The 15,076-nt window shown below is 62.3% G+C and carries 11 protein-coding genes; 1 reads left to right on the top strand and 10 read right to left on the bottom strand.

Features of this window, described 5'->3' with window-relative positions:
* Positions 1 to 45: 45 nt before the first annotated feature.
* The 10 genes from sthA to QQF40_RS01040 form a co-directional block, all read right to left on the bottom strand.
* The gene (sthA, locus tag QQF40_RS01085; RefSeq protein WP_043331912.1) at positions 46 to 1,437 is read right to left on the bottom strand and encodes a Si-specific NAD(P)(+) transhydrogenase; all 1,392 of its coding nucleotides are present in this window, start codon (positions 1,435 to 1,437) and stop codon (positions 46 to 48) included.
* A gap of 132 nt (positions 1,438 to 1,569) precedes the next feature.
* The gene (gene nqrM / locus QQF40_RS01080) at positions 1,570 to 1,821 is read right to left on the bottom strand and encodes a (Na+)-NQR maturation NqrM (protein WP_285460165.1); all 252 of its coding nucleotides are present in this window, start codon (positions 1,819 to 1,821) and stop codon (positions 1,570 to 1,572) included.
* A 215-nt stretch (positions 1,822 to 2,036) separates the two neighbouring features.
* Positions 2,037 to 3,110 (bottom strand): FAD:protein FMN transferase, encoded by a 1,074-nt coding sequence (locus tag QQF40_RS01075; RefSeq protein ID WP_254626939.1) that lies wholly within the window; start codon positions 3,108 to 3,110, stop codon positions 2,037 to 2,039.
* Positions 3,111 to 3,113: 3 nt separating this feature from the next.
* The gene (gene nqrF / locus QQF40_RS01070; RefSeq protein ID WP_043331915.1) at positions 3,114 to 4,346 is read right to left on the bottom strand and encodes an NADH:ubiquinone reductase (Na(+)-transporting) subunit F; all 1,233 of its coding nucleotides are present in this window, start codon (positions 4,344 to 4,346) and stop codon (positions 3,114 to 3,116) included.
* Between the two features lie 25 nt (positions 4,347 to 4,371).
* Positions 4,372 to 4,992 carry an NADH:ubiquinone reductase (Na(+)-transporting) subunit E gene (gene nqrE, locus QQF40_RS01065; protein WP_043331916.1) on the bottom strand — a complete coding sequence of 207 codons (621 nt, stop codon included), beginning with the start codon at positions 4,990 to 4,992 and terminating at the stop codon, positions 4,372 to 4,374.
* Between the two features lies 1 nt (position 4,993).
* A complete protein-coding gene (locus QQF40_RS01060; protein WP_043331917.1) occupies positions 4,994 to 5,662 on the bottom strand; it encodes an NADH:ubiquinone reductase (Na(+)-transporting) subunit D in 669 nt (222 codons plus the stop codon).
* Between the two features lie 2 nt (positions 5,663 to 5,664).
* The gene (locus tag QQF40_RS01055; RefSeq protein WP_175088221.1) at positions 5,665 to 6,447 is read right to left on the bottom strand and encodes a Na(+)-translocating NADH-quinone reductase subunit C; all 783 of its coding nucleotides are present in this window, start codon (positions 6,445 to 6,447) and stop codon (positions 5,665 to 5,667) included.
* 1 nt (position 6,448) lies between these two features.
* Entirely contained in the window at positions 6,449 to 7,681 is a 1,233-nt protein-coding gene (locus QQF40_RS01050) for an NADH:ubiquinone reductase (Na(+)-transporting) subunit B (RefSeq protein WP_043331920.1), read from the bottom strand.
* Entirely contained in the window at positions 7,681 to 9,030 is a 1,350-nt protein-coding gene (locus tag QQF40_RS01045; protein ID WP_285460164.1) for a Na(+)-translocating NADH-quinone reductase subunit A, read from the bottom strand. The genes QQF40_RS01050 and QQF40_RS01045 overlap by 1 nt, the downstream gene beginning before the upstream one ends.
* 341 nt (positions 9,031 to 9,371) lie before the next feature.
* On the bottom strand, positions 9,372 to 10,820 hold the full coding sequence (locus tag QQF40_RS01040; protein WP_225347679.1) for a glyceraldehyde-3-phosphate dehydrogenase: 1,449 nt from the start codon (positions 10,818 to 10,820) through the stop codon (positions 9,372 to 9,374).
* Between the two features lie 594 nt (positions 10,821 to 11,414).
* Here QQF40_RS01040 and mfd point away from each other — a divergent pair.
* Positions 11,415 to 14,942, top strand: a complete 3,528-nt coding sequence (gene mfd / locus QQF40_RS01035; RefSeq protein WP_285460163.1) for a transcription-repair coupling factor — start codon at positions 11,415 to 11,417, stop codon at positions 14,940 to 14,942.
* Positions 14,943 to 15,076: the final 134 nt, after the last annotated feature.

The following is a 15,076-nucleotide window of genomic DNA, read 5'->3' as shown; positions in this document are numbered from 1 at the left end:
CCTTGTGGTATGCCTTCAAGTCAGCGGGCGCGAGGCCCGCGCTGCTCAGAACAGACGGTTGAGTCCGTTCATGGCCGCGACCCGGTAGGCTTCCGCCATGGTCGGGTAGTTGAAGGTGGTGTTGACGAAGTACTTGAGCGTATTCGCCTCCCCCTTCTGCTGCATGATGGCCTGACCGATGTGCACGATCTCGGAGGCCTGGTCACCGAAGCAGTGGATGCCGAGAATTTCCAACGTATCGCGATGGAACAGGATCTTGAGCATGCCGACGGTATCGCCGGTGATCTGGGCGCGGGCGGTGTCCTTGAAGAACGCCTGCCCCACTTCGTAGGGGATGCGCGCCTCGGTCAGTTCGGACTCGCCACGCCCCACCGAGCTGATCTCGGGGATGGTGTAGATGCCGGTCGGCACCTCATTGACGAACTTGAACTCTTCCCCCAGCAGGTTGGCCGACGCGAAGCGGCCCTGATCGTAGGCGGCAGATGCCAGGCTCGGCCAGCCGATCACATCGCCCACCGCATAGACGTGGTCCAGCTCGGTGCGGTACTGATCATCGACGGTCAGCTGACCGCGGCCGTTGGCCTGCAGCCCGACATTCTCGAGACCGAGGCTGTCGGTGTTGCCGGTACGACCGTTGGCCCACAGGAAGGCGTCTGCACGCAGCTTCTTGCCGGACTTGAGGTGTACGACCACGCCGGACTCGTCGCCCTCGATGCGATCGTATTCCTCGTTGTGACGCACCAGCACGCCGTTGTTGCGCAGGTGATAGGACAACGCGTCGGAAATCTCGTTATCCAGGAAGGACAGCAGACGATCACGCGTATCGATCAGGTCGACCTTGACGCCAAGGCCGGAGAAGATCGAGGCGTATTCGGAGCCGATGACACCGGCGCCATAGATGATCAGCGTGCGCGGTGTGTGCGACAGGCCCAGGATGGTATCGGAGCAGTAGATGCGCGGGTGGCGGAAGTTGACGTCCGCCGGGCGGTAAGGACGTGAGCCGGTGGCGATCACGACCTTCTCCGCATGCAGCTCCTCGACCCCTTCATGGGCATCGCGCACCACGACGGTGTGCTCGTCCTTGAAGCGGGCGGTACCGAAGAAAACATCGATGCGATTGCGGGCGTAGAAGCGCGTACGCATCTCGACCTGCTGCTCGATGGTGCGGCGTGAACGCTCCAGTACCTTGGGGAAGGAGAACCAGCGCGGCTCGCCGATATCGCGGAACATGCGATTGGTGTTGAACTCGATGATCTGCTTGACCGCGTGGCGCAGCGCCTTGGAAGGGATAGTGCCCTTGTGGGTACAGTTGCCGCCCACGGAAGACTGAGCCTCGATCACGGCGACACGCTTGCCATGCTTGGCCGCGTTGACTGCCGCGCTTTCCCCTGCCGGGCCGGTACCGATCACGACGACATCGTAGTTATAGACTGCCATGAGACTCGCTTTGCTCCTTGATTGTTCGTAGACCGGCCCTGACACGTACGGTCTCACCTCGCGGTGACACTGCCATGTCAGGGCCGGTAGCAGGCCTTGCGGCCGGCGGGCTCTGAGCCATCAGAGCAGAAATCAGCGACGTGCGGCGTCGTAGGCCAGATCGCTGACCGGCTTGCCGCCACTCTCTGCCATCAGACGCTGGCGATCCTGCTCCTTCTCGCATTCCTCGTCCTTGCCGCCACAGATGTCACAGCCATCCTTGAGGCCGAGGTTGTTGAGACCACCGCAGGAGCCGGCGATCGGCTTGCGGCCCATCAGGACACCGACAGCCATCACGCCAATCAGCAGCAACATCGCGGCGAATACCAGTAACCAGATCGTCATGTCATTCCTCCCGGGGCATGGCCCCATTGTGAACCTCTCGAGCGGGTCAGCACAGAGCAGCTTGCACCCTGTCGATCCTGTGGATCGTTCAGGACAGCACCCAGAAGATGCCATGCAATCCGAGCGACCGACCCTGTCGGAGGCGTGTCTCGCCAGATGGCAGATGAGAAAGCCCGACCGGCTGCCTCTCGGCAGACCGGCTCTCGGTACCAGAGTCAGGCACCGGCTTCGTCTGCGGGCTTCGTGTCGCCTGTCGCCGGCGCGTCCTTCAGGTAGGGCGCGAATGCCGGACTCCAGGACTGTTTGAAGCCATCATCCGTTTTGACAATGAAATAGGCGGCAATGTTCTCGCGATCTGCGATCGTCATTGCCTTCTCGGCCCCCAGCACGTTGAGTGCCGTGGCCCAGGCGTCCGCACTCGCGCAATCCGGCGTGATCACGGTGACCGAGGCCAGACTGTGCTGGATCGGTCGCCCGGTACGTGGATCGATCGTGTGCGAGTAACGTACGCCGTCCTGCTCGAAATAGTTGCGGTAATCACCGGAGGTGGCAACCGCAGCGTTGCCGGGATCGATGATCCGCTGCACCGAGCGCTCGAAGGACTTCGGCGCTTCGATGGCGATTCGCCACGGCTTGTGGCCGGGTTTCTCACCCTTGACGCGGATCTCGCCCCCGACTTCGACCAGATAGTTCTCGATGCCATTGGCCTCGAGCACATCGGCGACCCGATCCACTCCATAGCCCTTGGCGATACCCGACAGGTCGGCATACACCGGCTTGCGCTTGATCACCGTATTGCCATCGAGCTCCAGCGCCAGATGATCGACCTTCTCGAGCGCCTGCGCGATCTGTTCATCGCTCGGTGCCTTGTCAAGACGCTCATCCGGACCGAAGCCCCACAGATTGACGGCCGGGCCGACGGTGATATCGAAGGCCCCGTCGGAGCGCTTGCCGATATCCTGCGACTCGGCCAGCACCTGCGCCAGGCCATCCGATAGCGTGACCGGCGTATCCAGCGGCGCCTGATTCAGCTTCGAGAGCTCCGAGGCGTCCTTGTAGGTCGACATCTGCCAGTCGACCTTGTCGAGCGCCTCGAGGCTCGCCTGCTTGAGCGATGCCACCTCATCGGCGTCCAGGTCCGCCGCCACCGTGACATGGAACCCGGTGCCGAAAATGGGGCCGGCGAAGCGATGCAACTCAGGGTTGCTGGAATTTTCACAGCCTGCAACCAGCAGGGCCAGCCCCATGAGGGCCGGCCCTGCCAGTCGTCTTGCGACGCGTGACATCATCGATCAACCACCGAAGTCATCGAGCAGGATGTTCTCCGGCTCTACACCCATGTCGGTGAGCATCTTGACGACGGCGGCGTTCATCATGGGCGGCCCGCACATGTAGTACTCGCAATCCTCAGGCGCCGGATGGTCCTTGAGGTAGTTTTCGTACAGGACGTTGTGGATGAAGCCTGTCGGGCCTTCCCAGTTGTCCTCAGGCTGCGGATCGGACAGCGCCAGGTGCCATTCGAAGTTCTCGTTCTCTTCGGCCAGCTTGTCGTATTCCTCGTTGTAGAACGACTCGCGCATGGAGCGCGCACCGTACCAGAACGACATCTTGCGCTTGGAATTCAGACGCTTGAGCTGATCGAAGATATGGCTACGCATCGGCGCCATGCCGGCACCACCACCGATGAAGACCATCTCGGCGTCGGTGTCCTTGGCGAAGAACTCACCGAACGGCCCCATCACGGTCACCTTGTCACCCGGCTTCAGCGAGAAGACGTAGGTGGACATCAGACCCGGCGGATGCTGGGAATTCGGCGGCGGAGTGGCGATACGGATGTTGAACTTCAGGATGCCGTACTCTTCCGGATAGTTCGCCATGGAGTAAGCGCGGATGACCGGCTCTTCGTTCTTGTGCTGAACGTTGAACAGACCGAACTTCTCCCAGTCACCACGATACTCTTCTTCGATGTCGAAGTCGGAGAACTTGATGTCGTAGGCCGGCGCTTCCAGCTGCACGTAACCACCGGCGCGGAAGTTGACTTCCTCGCCTTCCGGCAGCTGCAGATTCAGCTCCTTGATGAAGGTCGCGACGTTCGGGTTGGCGGTGACGGTGGTCTCCCACTTCTTCACGCCGAAGATCTCTTCCGGCACTTCGATCTTCATGTCCTGCTTGACCGGGACCTGGCACGACAGGCGCCAGCCTTCCTTCTTCTCACCCATGGTGAAGTGGGACTCTTCAGTCGGCAGGATGGAACCGCCGCCTTCCGAGATCCGGCACTTGCACTGAGCACAGGATCCACCACCACCACAGGCGGAGGACAGGAAGATGCCATTGGCGGCCAGGGTCTGCAGCAACTTGCCGCCGGCCTGGGTCGTCAGGGTGTTGGCGGGGTCGTTGTTGATCTCGATCTGGACGTCACCACTCGAGACCAGCTTGCTGCGTGCCGCGAGAATCACGAGCACCAGGCCGATAACGACCACGGTGAACATGACGACGCCGAGCACGATGATGGAGGTATCTACCATTTCGATTTCCTTATGCTCGGTTGCGTTACAGCTGGACGCCGGAGAAGGACATGAAGCCCAGTGACATCAGGCCAACGGTGATGAAGGTGATGCCCAGGCCCTGCAGGCCAGCCGGCACGTCAGAGTACTTGAGCTTCTCGCGAATACCGGCCAGTGCAGCGATGGCCAGTGCCCAACCGAAGCCGGCACCCACGCCATAGATGACGGACTCACCGAAGGTGTAGTCACGCTGTACCATGAACAGGGCCGCACCGAGGATTGCGCAGTTGACCGTGATCAACGGCAGGAACACGCCCAGCGCGTTGTAGAGCGCCGGCACGAACTTGTCGAGGAACATCTCGAGGATCTGGACGATCGCCGCGATGACACCGATGTAGGACAGGTAGCCCAGGAAGGACAGGTCGATGCTCTCCGCCCCTTCCAGACCCGTCCAGGTCAGCGCGCCTTCACGCAGCAGGTAGTTCAGGATCAGGTTGTTGACCGGAACGGTCACCGCCAGCACGACGATGACGGCCACGCCCAGACCGATCGCGGACTGGATCTTCTTGGACACCGCCAGGAAGGTACACATGCCCAAGAAGAAGGCCAGTGCCATGTTCTCGACGAACACGGCCTTGATGAACAGGCTCAGATAGTGTTCGAACATGTTACACAGCCTCCTTGATCTTGGTGTTGGCGGTAATCTTGTACTCCGCCTTCTCGACCTGCTCCGGGTAGATGCTGCGCAGCACCCAGATGAACAGACCGATGACGAAGAACGCGGACGGCGGCAGCAGCATCAGGCCGTTCGGGATGTACCAGCCACCGTCGTTGACGGTCTGCAGGATGGTCACGCCGAACAGGGAGCCGGAACCGAACAGCTCACGCACGAAGCCGACCACCAGCAGGATCACGGTGTAGCCGAGACCGTTGCCGATACCGTCGATGAAGCTCATCGTCGGGCCATTCTGCATGGCGTAGGCTTCAGCGCGACCCATCACGATGCAGTTGGTGATGATCAGGCCGACGAAGACCGACAGCTGCTTGGACGTCTCGAAGGCGAAGGCCTTCAGCGACTGGTCGACCACGATGACCAGCGAGGCAATGATCGTCATCTGCACGATGATACGGATGGACGACGGGATGTGATTGCGGATCAACGAGATGAACATGCTGGAGAACGCTGTCACCAGGCACACCGCGATACCCATGATCAGGGCGGTGTTCATCGAGTTGGTCACCGCCAGCGCGGAGCAGATACCAAGGATCTGCAGCGCGATGGGATTGTTCTTGAAGATCGGCGTCGTCAGGACACCTTTAGGAGTTTCGGCTGCCATCATTACGCTCCTTTGACGTCACGGAACTGGGTCAGGTACTTGGCGAAGCCATTCTCACCCATCCAGAACTGCAACAGGTTGGTCACGCCGTTGCTGGTCAGGGTAGCCCCTGACAACGCATCGACCTGGTACTTGGCATCCGGAGAAGACGGATTCACGCCGCCCTTCTTCAGGTGCACTTCCGGGTCCATGCTGCCTTCGGGATAGATCTTCTTGCCATCCCACTGGGCCTTCCACTTCGGATTGTCGACTTCGCCGCCAAGCCCCGGAGTTTCGCCCTGCTGGTAGAAGGAGAGACCGACCACGGTGTTGCCGTCACCCTTCAGTGCCAGATAGCCGTACATCATTGACCACAGGCCGTTGCCGCGCACCGGAACGATGATCTCGTCCGGCTGCTCGACATCGCCGACCAGATAGACCACGGAGTACTGCTCACGACGCTTGATGCCCGGCAGGTCTTCGTCACCGGACAGGGTGCGTGAGGTGGCCGGGTCCTTGGACATCTTGGCCTGGTCGTACTTCTCCGGGTCGATGTCGTCGACGTATTCACCGGTATCCAGGTCCACCACCTTGGCGGTGACCTTGTCACGGAACTGCTGACCGATGTCCTCACCCGGTTGCAGCAGCTCGGCGACCGCGAGGATGTTGCTCTTGCGGTCCAGCTCGGCATTGGTCATCTGCATCGGGCGCAGCACGACCGCAGCGGTGGAAACCACCACCGAGCAGACGATGCACAGCCCGAGCGCGACGCCGAGGGTTTTCTTGATGGAGTTGTTGCTGGCCATGTCAGACGGTCTCCTCGTTCGCGATGCCGGCAGTCTCGCGCTTGACGCGGCGCTTGATGTTGGCCTGCACGACGAAGTGGTCGATCAGCGGAGCGAACAGGTTGGCGAACAGGATCGCCAGCATGATGCCCTCCGGGAAGGCCGGGTTGGCGACACGGATCAGCACGGTCATCACGCCGATCAGTGCACCGAATACCAGCTTGCCCTTGTTGGTCATGGACGCGGAAACCGGGTCGGTGGCCATGAAGACCATACCGAAGGCGAAGCCGCCGATGACCATGTGCCAGTACCACGGCATCTCGAACATGGCATTGGTGTCGCTGCCGATGGCATTGAACAGCGCCGAGGTCGCGATCATGCCCAGCAGGACGCCCAGCATGATTCGCCACGAGGCGATGCGCGTCCACAGCAGCACTGCAGCACCGAGGAAGATCGCCAGTGTGGAGACCTCACCCACCGAGCCCGGAATGAAGCCGAGGAAGGCGTCGGTCCAGCTCATCTGCTGCATCAGGGCACCCATGCCGTCCTGAGCGGCAGTGGAGAGCGCGGTCGCACCGGTGAAGCCGTCTGCCGGTACCCATACCGCGTCGCCGGAAATGCTGGCCGGGTAGGCGAAGTACAGGAAGGCACGACCGGACAGTGCCGGGTTGAGGAAGTTCTTGCCGGTACCACCGAAGACTTCCTTGCCGATCACCACACCGAAGGTGATACCGAGCGCGACCTGCCACAGCGGAATAGTCGCCGGCAGTGTCAGGGCGAACAGCACCGAGGTGACGAAGAAGCCTTCGTTGACCTCGTGGCCGCGACGCATCGCGAACAGCACTTCCCAGAACCCGCCGACCGCGAAGGTCACCAGATAGATGGGCAGGAAGTAGGTGGCGCCCAGGATGAAGTTGGCCCACACGCTGCCGGCATCGTGGCTGCCCGCCAGCAGCATGACGATGGCTTCACGCCAGCCGCCCAGCGCGCTGTACCCGCCAGCGATGGCCTCGTTGGCCTGCAGACCGGCGTTGTACATGCCGAAGAACATGGCCGGGAAGGTACACATCCAGACCGTGATCATGATGCGCTTCAGGTCGATGCCATCGCGCACGTGGGTGGTGCTGCGCGTGACGCTCGCAGGCGCATAGAAAATGGTGTCCACGGCTTCGTAGAGCGCGTAGAACTTCTCGTACTTGCCACCTTTGTGGAAGTGCGGCTCCAGGTTATCCAGAGTCTGTCGAATGCCCATCATCAGACCTCTTTCTCGATCGTGGTGAGGTTGTCACGCAGGATGGGACCGTACTCGTACTTGCCCGGGCACACGTAGGTGCACAGCGCGAGGTCCTCTTCATCAAGCTCCAGGCAGCCAAGCTGCATGCCGGTCTCGATATCACCCACGATCAGCGAACGCAGCAGCTGCGTCGGCAGAATGTCCAGCGGCATGACCGCCTCGTACGCGCCCACCGGCACCATGGCACGCTCGGAGCCGTTGGTGGAGGTGTTCGGGCGGTAATCGGTCAGACCGGTCAGCTTCGACAGGTAGATACCCAGCACCGAGTGACGCTTGGCGCCCATCGACAGCCAGCCCATGAAGGCACGCTTGTTGCCTTCCTCGAGCAGGCTCACCTGATTGTGGTAGCGGCTGACGAAACGCAGCGCCCCTTCGCAGGTCAGGCCGGAGAACACCGAACCGGAGATGACACGCGTGTCTTCCGGCTGTTCGACTTCGCCCTTGAGCAGCTCTTCGGTGCTGGCGCCCAGACGGGTGCGCAGCAGACGCGGCTTGGTGGCACGCGGGCCACCGACGGCGATGACGCGTGTGGTGTCCAGGCGACCTTCCGCCAGCAGCGTACCGATGGCGACCACATCCTGATAACCGACATGCCAGACCTGACGTTGCAGGCTGACCGGTGCGAGGTGGTGGATGTGCGTGCCCGGCAGGCCTGCCGGGTGCGGGCCCTTGAAGGACTCGCTGACCACACCGGAAACGTCGCCACCCGGAATATCAGCACCCGGTGCCTGGCACAGGAACACCTTGCCTTGGGTCAGACGCGTCAGTGCGACGAGGCCCTGACGGAAAGCGGCTTCCTGGCCCTTGAGCACCACGGCCGGATCCGCGGACAGCGGATGGGTATCGATGGCGGTGACGAAGATGGCTGCCGGCTTGGCATCCAGTGCCGGCACGCGCGAGAACGGGCGGGTACGCAGCGCCGTCCACAGGCCGGACTCGACCAGCTGGTCGACCACGACCTGACGTTCGAGACCTGCAATGGCGGCGTCGCCATGTGCAGTGAATTCCACAGCTTCGCCCTGCGCGTCGATCTCGATGACCACGGACAGAAGCTTGCGCTTCTCGCCACGATTGATCTCGACCACAGTGCCGGCAGCAGGCGCGGTGTAACGGACGCCCGGGGTCTTCTTGTCGGTGAACAGGAGTTGCCCCTGCTTCACCTTGTCCCCTTCGCGGACTTCCATCGTCGGCTTCATGCCGACGTAGTCAACACCCAGGATCGCTACGCGACGAACGGGCTGCGCATCCTCGATACGCTGCTCCGGCGCCCCGGCGATGGGGAGATCCAGGCCACGTTTGACTTCGATCATAGACTCGCCCAATTGTCGGATCTGATGTTGTTCAGGAAAGATCACCCATCGTAGATACGCCTCGAGGCCGATAATTGACCAGGCAACCTCGCGCTTTTCGCGTATCAGGCAATGTGAATGCTTTTCTTATCAGACGGTTGGAGGTGTAGCCCAGAGATTGGACCGGCCCAAAAAAATCCGGCTCATTATAAAGATGCGAGGCCGGAAAGACCATACGACACTAAAGTGGAGCACACGCCAAAAGCGCCAACGCCCCCGCCATCAGTGAGGGCGGGGGCGTTGTAACAGCAGGTATTTATTTCAATTTTCCGTCAGTCACGCCACAGACGCGGCGCATTGACTCAGCGCGTCGGAAAGTAGCTGAAACGCACGTTGGACATGTGCTGCAGAATACGCACCACCTGACAGCTGTAACCGAACTCGTTGTCGTACCACACGTACACGACGGCCTGCTTGTCGGTGACGATGGTCGCCTGGCCGTCGACGATGCCTGAATGGCGGTTGCCGACGAAGTCCGACGACACCACTTCACAGGAATCGACGTAGTCGATCTGCTTCTGCAGCGAGGAATGCAGCGAGGCGGTGCGCAGGAAGCCGTTCATGCGCTCGGCGTCGCTTGCGGTGTTCAGCGTCAGGTTGAGGATCGCCATCGAGACATTGGGCGTCGGCACGCGGATCGCGTTGCCGGTCAACTTGCCGGAAAGTTCCGGCAGCGCCTTGGCGACGGCCTTGGCGGCACCGGTCTCGGTCAACACCATGTTGAGCGCCGCGGCTCGGCCACGACGATCACCACTGTGGAAGTTGTCGATCAGGTTCTGGTCGTTGGTGTAGGAGTGCACCGTCTCGACGTGGCCCTGGCTGACGCCGTACTCGTCGTGCAGCACCTTCAGCACCGGCACGATGGCGTTGGTGGTACAGGAAGCCGCGGAGATGATGCGGTCATCATCGCTGATGTCGGTATGGTTGACGCCGTAGACGATGTTCTTCAGATCGCCCTTGCCCGGTGCCGTCAGCAGCACCTTGGCCACGCCCTTGCACTCCAGGTGCTGCCCCAGGCCAGCTTCATCGCGCCACTTGCCGGTGTTGTCGACCACGATGGCGTTGTCGATGCCGTGCGCGGTGTAATCGATCTCGGTGGGCGAATTGGCGTAGATGATCTTGATGTAGTTGCCGTTGACGATCAGCGCCGAGTTTTCCTCATCGACGGTGATGCTGCCCTCGAAAGGACCGTGCACCGAGTCGCGACGCAGCAGGCTGGCCCGCTTTTCCAGATCATCCTTGCTGCCACGCACCACGATGGCACGCAGACGCAGCAGGTTACCGCCGCCGGCCTTCTCGATCATGATGCGCGCCAACAGACGACCGATGCGCCCGAAGCCATACAGGACGACATCCTTCGGATCGCCGCCCATGCCGCCCTCGACATAGCCACCGACGATGTCGGCCAGCTCACGCTTGAGGAAGGCGGTGATGTCCGTCTCGTCAGAGCGCTTGAAGGCGACGGCCAGCTTGCCGATATCGACGTGGGCCGGGCCCAGGTTGAGCTCGATCATCGCGCGCACCAGCGGGAAGGTGTCTTCCACTGACAGCTCGACGCCTTCGGCCTTGCGGACCCAACGGTGGTTCTTGAGGATGCGCACCATCGAACGATTGATCAGCGAACGCCCGTAGATGGAGGGCACGACATTGAAGCGGCGGTAGAGATCTCCCAGTAGCGGGATCATCTGCTCCGCGAGGGCTTCATTGTCCTGCCACTGCTTGAAACAGGCTTCGAGATTCTCTTGGCTCACGGGTGCATCCTCTCACGTGCGGGCAAATAATGATGGTCGTCACCGATCGTCTGGCGACGCCGGACAAGGCCAGCTGAGTATGCGTAACGCGGCTATGCACCACAATGAAAGGATGGTCGCACGCAGGGTAGTAGTGCTACAGAATCAACGATTTGACTACAAAAGCCCTCCCCCATCCCGCGCTCGGCCATCGGTGTCAACGGTGCTGAAAAGAGGATCACTTGCCCCCATGTAGCGACTGACTTGCTATGATCAAGCGCGACTCCTTTCATGGCGAGGAATGACGCTTCAGCGCCTTGCGCTGCGACAGCTTGCGGTGAAGCTCGCCTGCAAGCCGAGGCATCGCGCCTGCCTTGTCGCTCTCTTGAGCGTGTCGTGCACTCATGTGCGCGCCGTGTGCTCACCGGTGTGCCATGCACTCGAGAGACTACCTTGCGTCCATGAGTCGCTCAGCGTCATCTGCCTGCGTGGGCCGCTCACCGTGAGCGACTGACCCAGCACCTTATTCACTCGGGCCCTGCCCGTGACGTCATCCCGTGCCGTGAACGCCACAAGGCGTTGCGCCCAAGCCCAGGACACAAGACACCAGAGCCCATGTTCGAGACCCCGCTGACGCCCCCGTTGCCGCGCTCGCGCCGCGAAACCACCTTCTGGATGCTCAATGACCCCAGCGCCGCGGCGCTGGCGCTGGCGCGCCTGGCCGATGCCGATGAAGCGCCGCTGATGGTCATCACACCGGACACTGCCAGCGCCCAGCGCCTGGAAGCCGACCTGCGCTTCTATACGCGCCACCCCGAGCGCCTGCTGCCCTTCCCCGATTGGGAAACGCTGCCCTACGACAGCTTCTCGCCACATCAGGACATCGTCTCGGAGCGGCTGCGTACCCTGCGCACCCTGCAGACCAGCCGCCGCGCCATCGTGCCGGTGCCGGTCAACACCCTGATGCAGCGCCTCGCGCCGGTGGATTACATCGCAGGCCAGGTCTTCAGTCTCGCCAAGGGCGACATCCTCAATCGCGAAGACTTCCGCTCACGCCTGTCGCGGGCCGGTTATCGCGCAGTGGAGACGGTCTATGAGCCAGGCGAATATGCATTGCGCGGCGCGCTGATCGACCTGTTTCCCATGGGCAGCGAGCAACCACTGCGCATCGATCTGTTCGATGACGAGATCGACACCCTGCGGGCCTTCGACCCTGACACCCAGCGCAGTGGCGACAAGGTCGAGGCGATCGAGATTCTGCCCGCGCATGAATACCCGCTGACGCGTGGCGCCATTGCCTGCTTCCGCGAGGGCTTCGAGACGCTGTTCGATGTCGACCCGCGCCAGTGCATTCTCTACAACGACGCCATCAAGGGCATCCCCTCGCCGGGACTCGAGCAGTATCTGCCACTGTTCTTCGACGAGACCGCGACGCTGTTCGATCACATGGGCGATGAACTGCGCATCGCCATGCTGCCCGGTGTACGCGAGGCGGCCGAGAGCCACTGGGACGCCATCACCACCCGCTACGCCAATCTGGGCGTCGATCCGACACGCCCGCTGCTGCCTCCGCACCGCGCCTTCGTGCCGGTCAATGAGCTGCTGGGCCAGATCAAGCAGCACGAACGCATCGAGCTGGTACGCGAGCCCAATGCCCACGCCATCGAATTCGGCCACCAGACACTGCCAAGCCTGGCCATCGATGCGCGCAGCGCCGACCCGACTCAGGCCCTGGCCAGCTTCCTGAAACAACGCCTGAACGGCAGACATGCCCAGCGCGTACTGTTCGTCGCCGAGACCCAGGGTCGCCGCGAAGTCGTCGAGGAGCAGCTCACCCCGCTGCTGCGTGGCTTCGGGCTGCGTAGCCTGGATGACTTCGCAAGTTTCGAGCACTTCGTGGACAGTCCAGCCGCCGTCGGCCTGACCGTCGGTGGCCTGACGAATGGCACCTGGGTGGCCAGTGCGCAGACAGAAGATGCCCTGTCCAGCGATGATACCGACAGCCACAAGGGGCTGGTGGTCATCACCGAGACCGAGCTCTACGGCGAAGTGGTACGGCAGAGCCGCCGCCAGGCGCGCGCCACCGATGACAACGAGCTGGCCGTGCGCCACCTCTCGGAGCTGCGTGAAGGCGCACCGGTGGTTCACCACACCCATGGCGTCGGCCGCTATCTGGGACTGGAGACCATCAACGCCGGTGGTCAGGAGGCCGAGTTCCTCGCGCTCGAATACGCCGATGGCGCCAAGCTCTACGTGCCGGTGGACAGCCTGCATCTGATCTCGCGCTATTCCGGCGCCAGTGACGAGCTGGCGCCGCTGCACAAGCTGGGCTCCGAGCAGTGGGAGAAGGCCAAGCGCAAGGCGGCCGAGAAGATTCGCGATACCGCCGCCGAGCTGCTGGACGTCTATGCACGCCGCGAGGCGCGTGTCGGCCATGCCTGCGACTTCCCCGCCGAGGACTACGCACGCTTCGCGGCCAGCTTCCCCTTTGAGGAAACCCCGGACCAAGCGCAGACCATCGGCGCGGTGATCCAGGACATGTGCGCACCCCAGCCGATGGACCGCGTGGTATGTGGCGATGTCGGCTTCGGCAAGACCGAGGTCGCGATGCGTGCCGCCTTCCTGGCCGTCAACTCCGGCCGTCAGGTAGTGGTGCTGGTGCCCACCACTCTGCTCGCCCAGCAGCACTACGACAACTTCCGCGATCGCTTCGCCGACACCGCGGTGGAGATCTCCCTGCTGTCGCGCTTCACCAGCGGCAAGGGCCAGGAAACCTCTCTCGAGCGCATCAAGAGCGGCCAGACCGATATCGTGATCGGCACCCACAAGCTGCTTTCCAAGTCGCTGGAACTGCCCAACATGGGGCTGCTGATCATCGATGAGGAGCACCGCTTCGGCGTCTCCCAGAAGGAACGCCTCAAGAGCCTGCGCGCCGAGGTCGACATCCTGACCCTGACCGCCACGCCGATACCACGCACGCTGAACATGGCGATGAGCGGCATTCGCGACCTGTCCATCATCGCCACACCACCGGCGCGCCGCCTGTCGGTGAAGACCTTCGTCCAGCAGCGCAACGACGGTGTGGTAAAGGAAGCCATCCTGCGTGAGCTGTTGCGCGGCGGGCAGGTCTACGTGCTGCACAATGAGGTCAAGACCATCGAGGAGAGCGCCGCCCGCATCGCGGAGCTGGTGCCTGAGGCCAATGTCGGCGTCGCCCACGGCCAGCTGCCGGAGCGCAGCCTGGAGCGGCGCATGTCGGACTTCTATCACAAACGCTTCAACGTGCTGGTGTGCTCGACCATCATCGAGACCGGCATCGACATTCCGAGCGCCAACACCATCATCATCGAGCGCGCCGACAAGTTCGGCCTGGCCCAGCTGCACCAGCTGCGCGGCCGAGTCGGACGCTCGCATCACCAGGCCTATGCCTACCTGCTGACCCCGCATCCCAAGGCGATGACTCGCGATGCGGTCAAGCGTCTGGAGGCGATCAGCGAATCCCAGGACCTCGGTGCCGGCTTCACGCTGGCCTCCCATGACATGGAGATCCGCGGCGCGGGTGAGCTGTTGGGTGACGAGCAGTCCGGGCAGATGGAAACCATCGGCTACTCGCTGTACATGGAGATGCTGGATCGCGCCGTGAAGGCCATCAAGGCGGGCAAGACGCCCAATATCGAGTCGCCGCTGGATGAAGGCGTCGAGGTCAGCCTGAACCTGCCGGCACTGATTCCGGCCGATTATCTGCACGACGTCCAGCAGCGCCTGATGATGTACAAGCGCATCAGCAATGCCGAGAACGCAAGCGACCTGCGCGAGCTGCAGGTCGAGATGATCGACCGCTTCGGCCTGCTACCGGAACCGGTCAAGACCCTGTTCCGCCAGACCCAGCTGCGCCAGCGCGCCCAGGCGCTGGGCATCATCAAGCTGGAGGCCGGCGCCGGGCGTGGTCGCATCATCTTCGGCGCCCAGACGCCGGTCGATCCGCTGACACTGGTCAACCTGATCCAGCGCCAGTCAGACGTCTACAAGCTGGAAGGCGCCGACACGCTGCGCTTCGCCACCGACATGGATGACGCCGAGAAGCGCTTCAGCTTCTGCGAGACCTTGCTGGACCTGCTCAATGCCAAGACCAAGGCGGCCTGACGCGCCCTGCGCTGTCAGGCGCCTGGGCATGCACGTGAGCGTGAGCTAGAGCTTGAACGAAAAATGAAAACGGCCTGCATCGCGAATGCAGGCCGTTATTTCGTGCAAGCATACCCACTACCTGCTCTAAACCC

Source organism: Cobetia sp. LC6 (assembly GCF_030264805.1).
Taxonomy (GTDB): domain Bacteria; phylum Pseudomonadota; class Gammaproteobacteria; order Pseudomonadales; family Halomonadaceae; genus Cobetia.
This window is presented reverse-complemented; position numbering and strand designations above follow the sequence as displayed.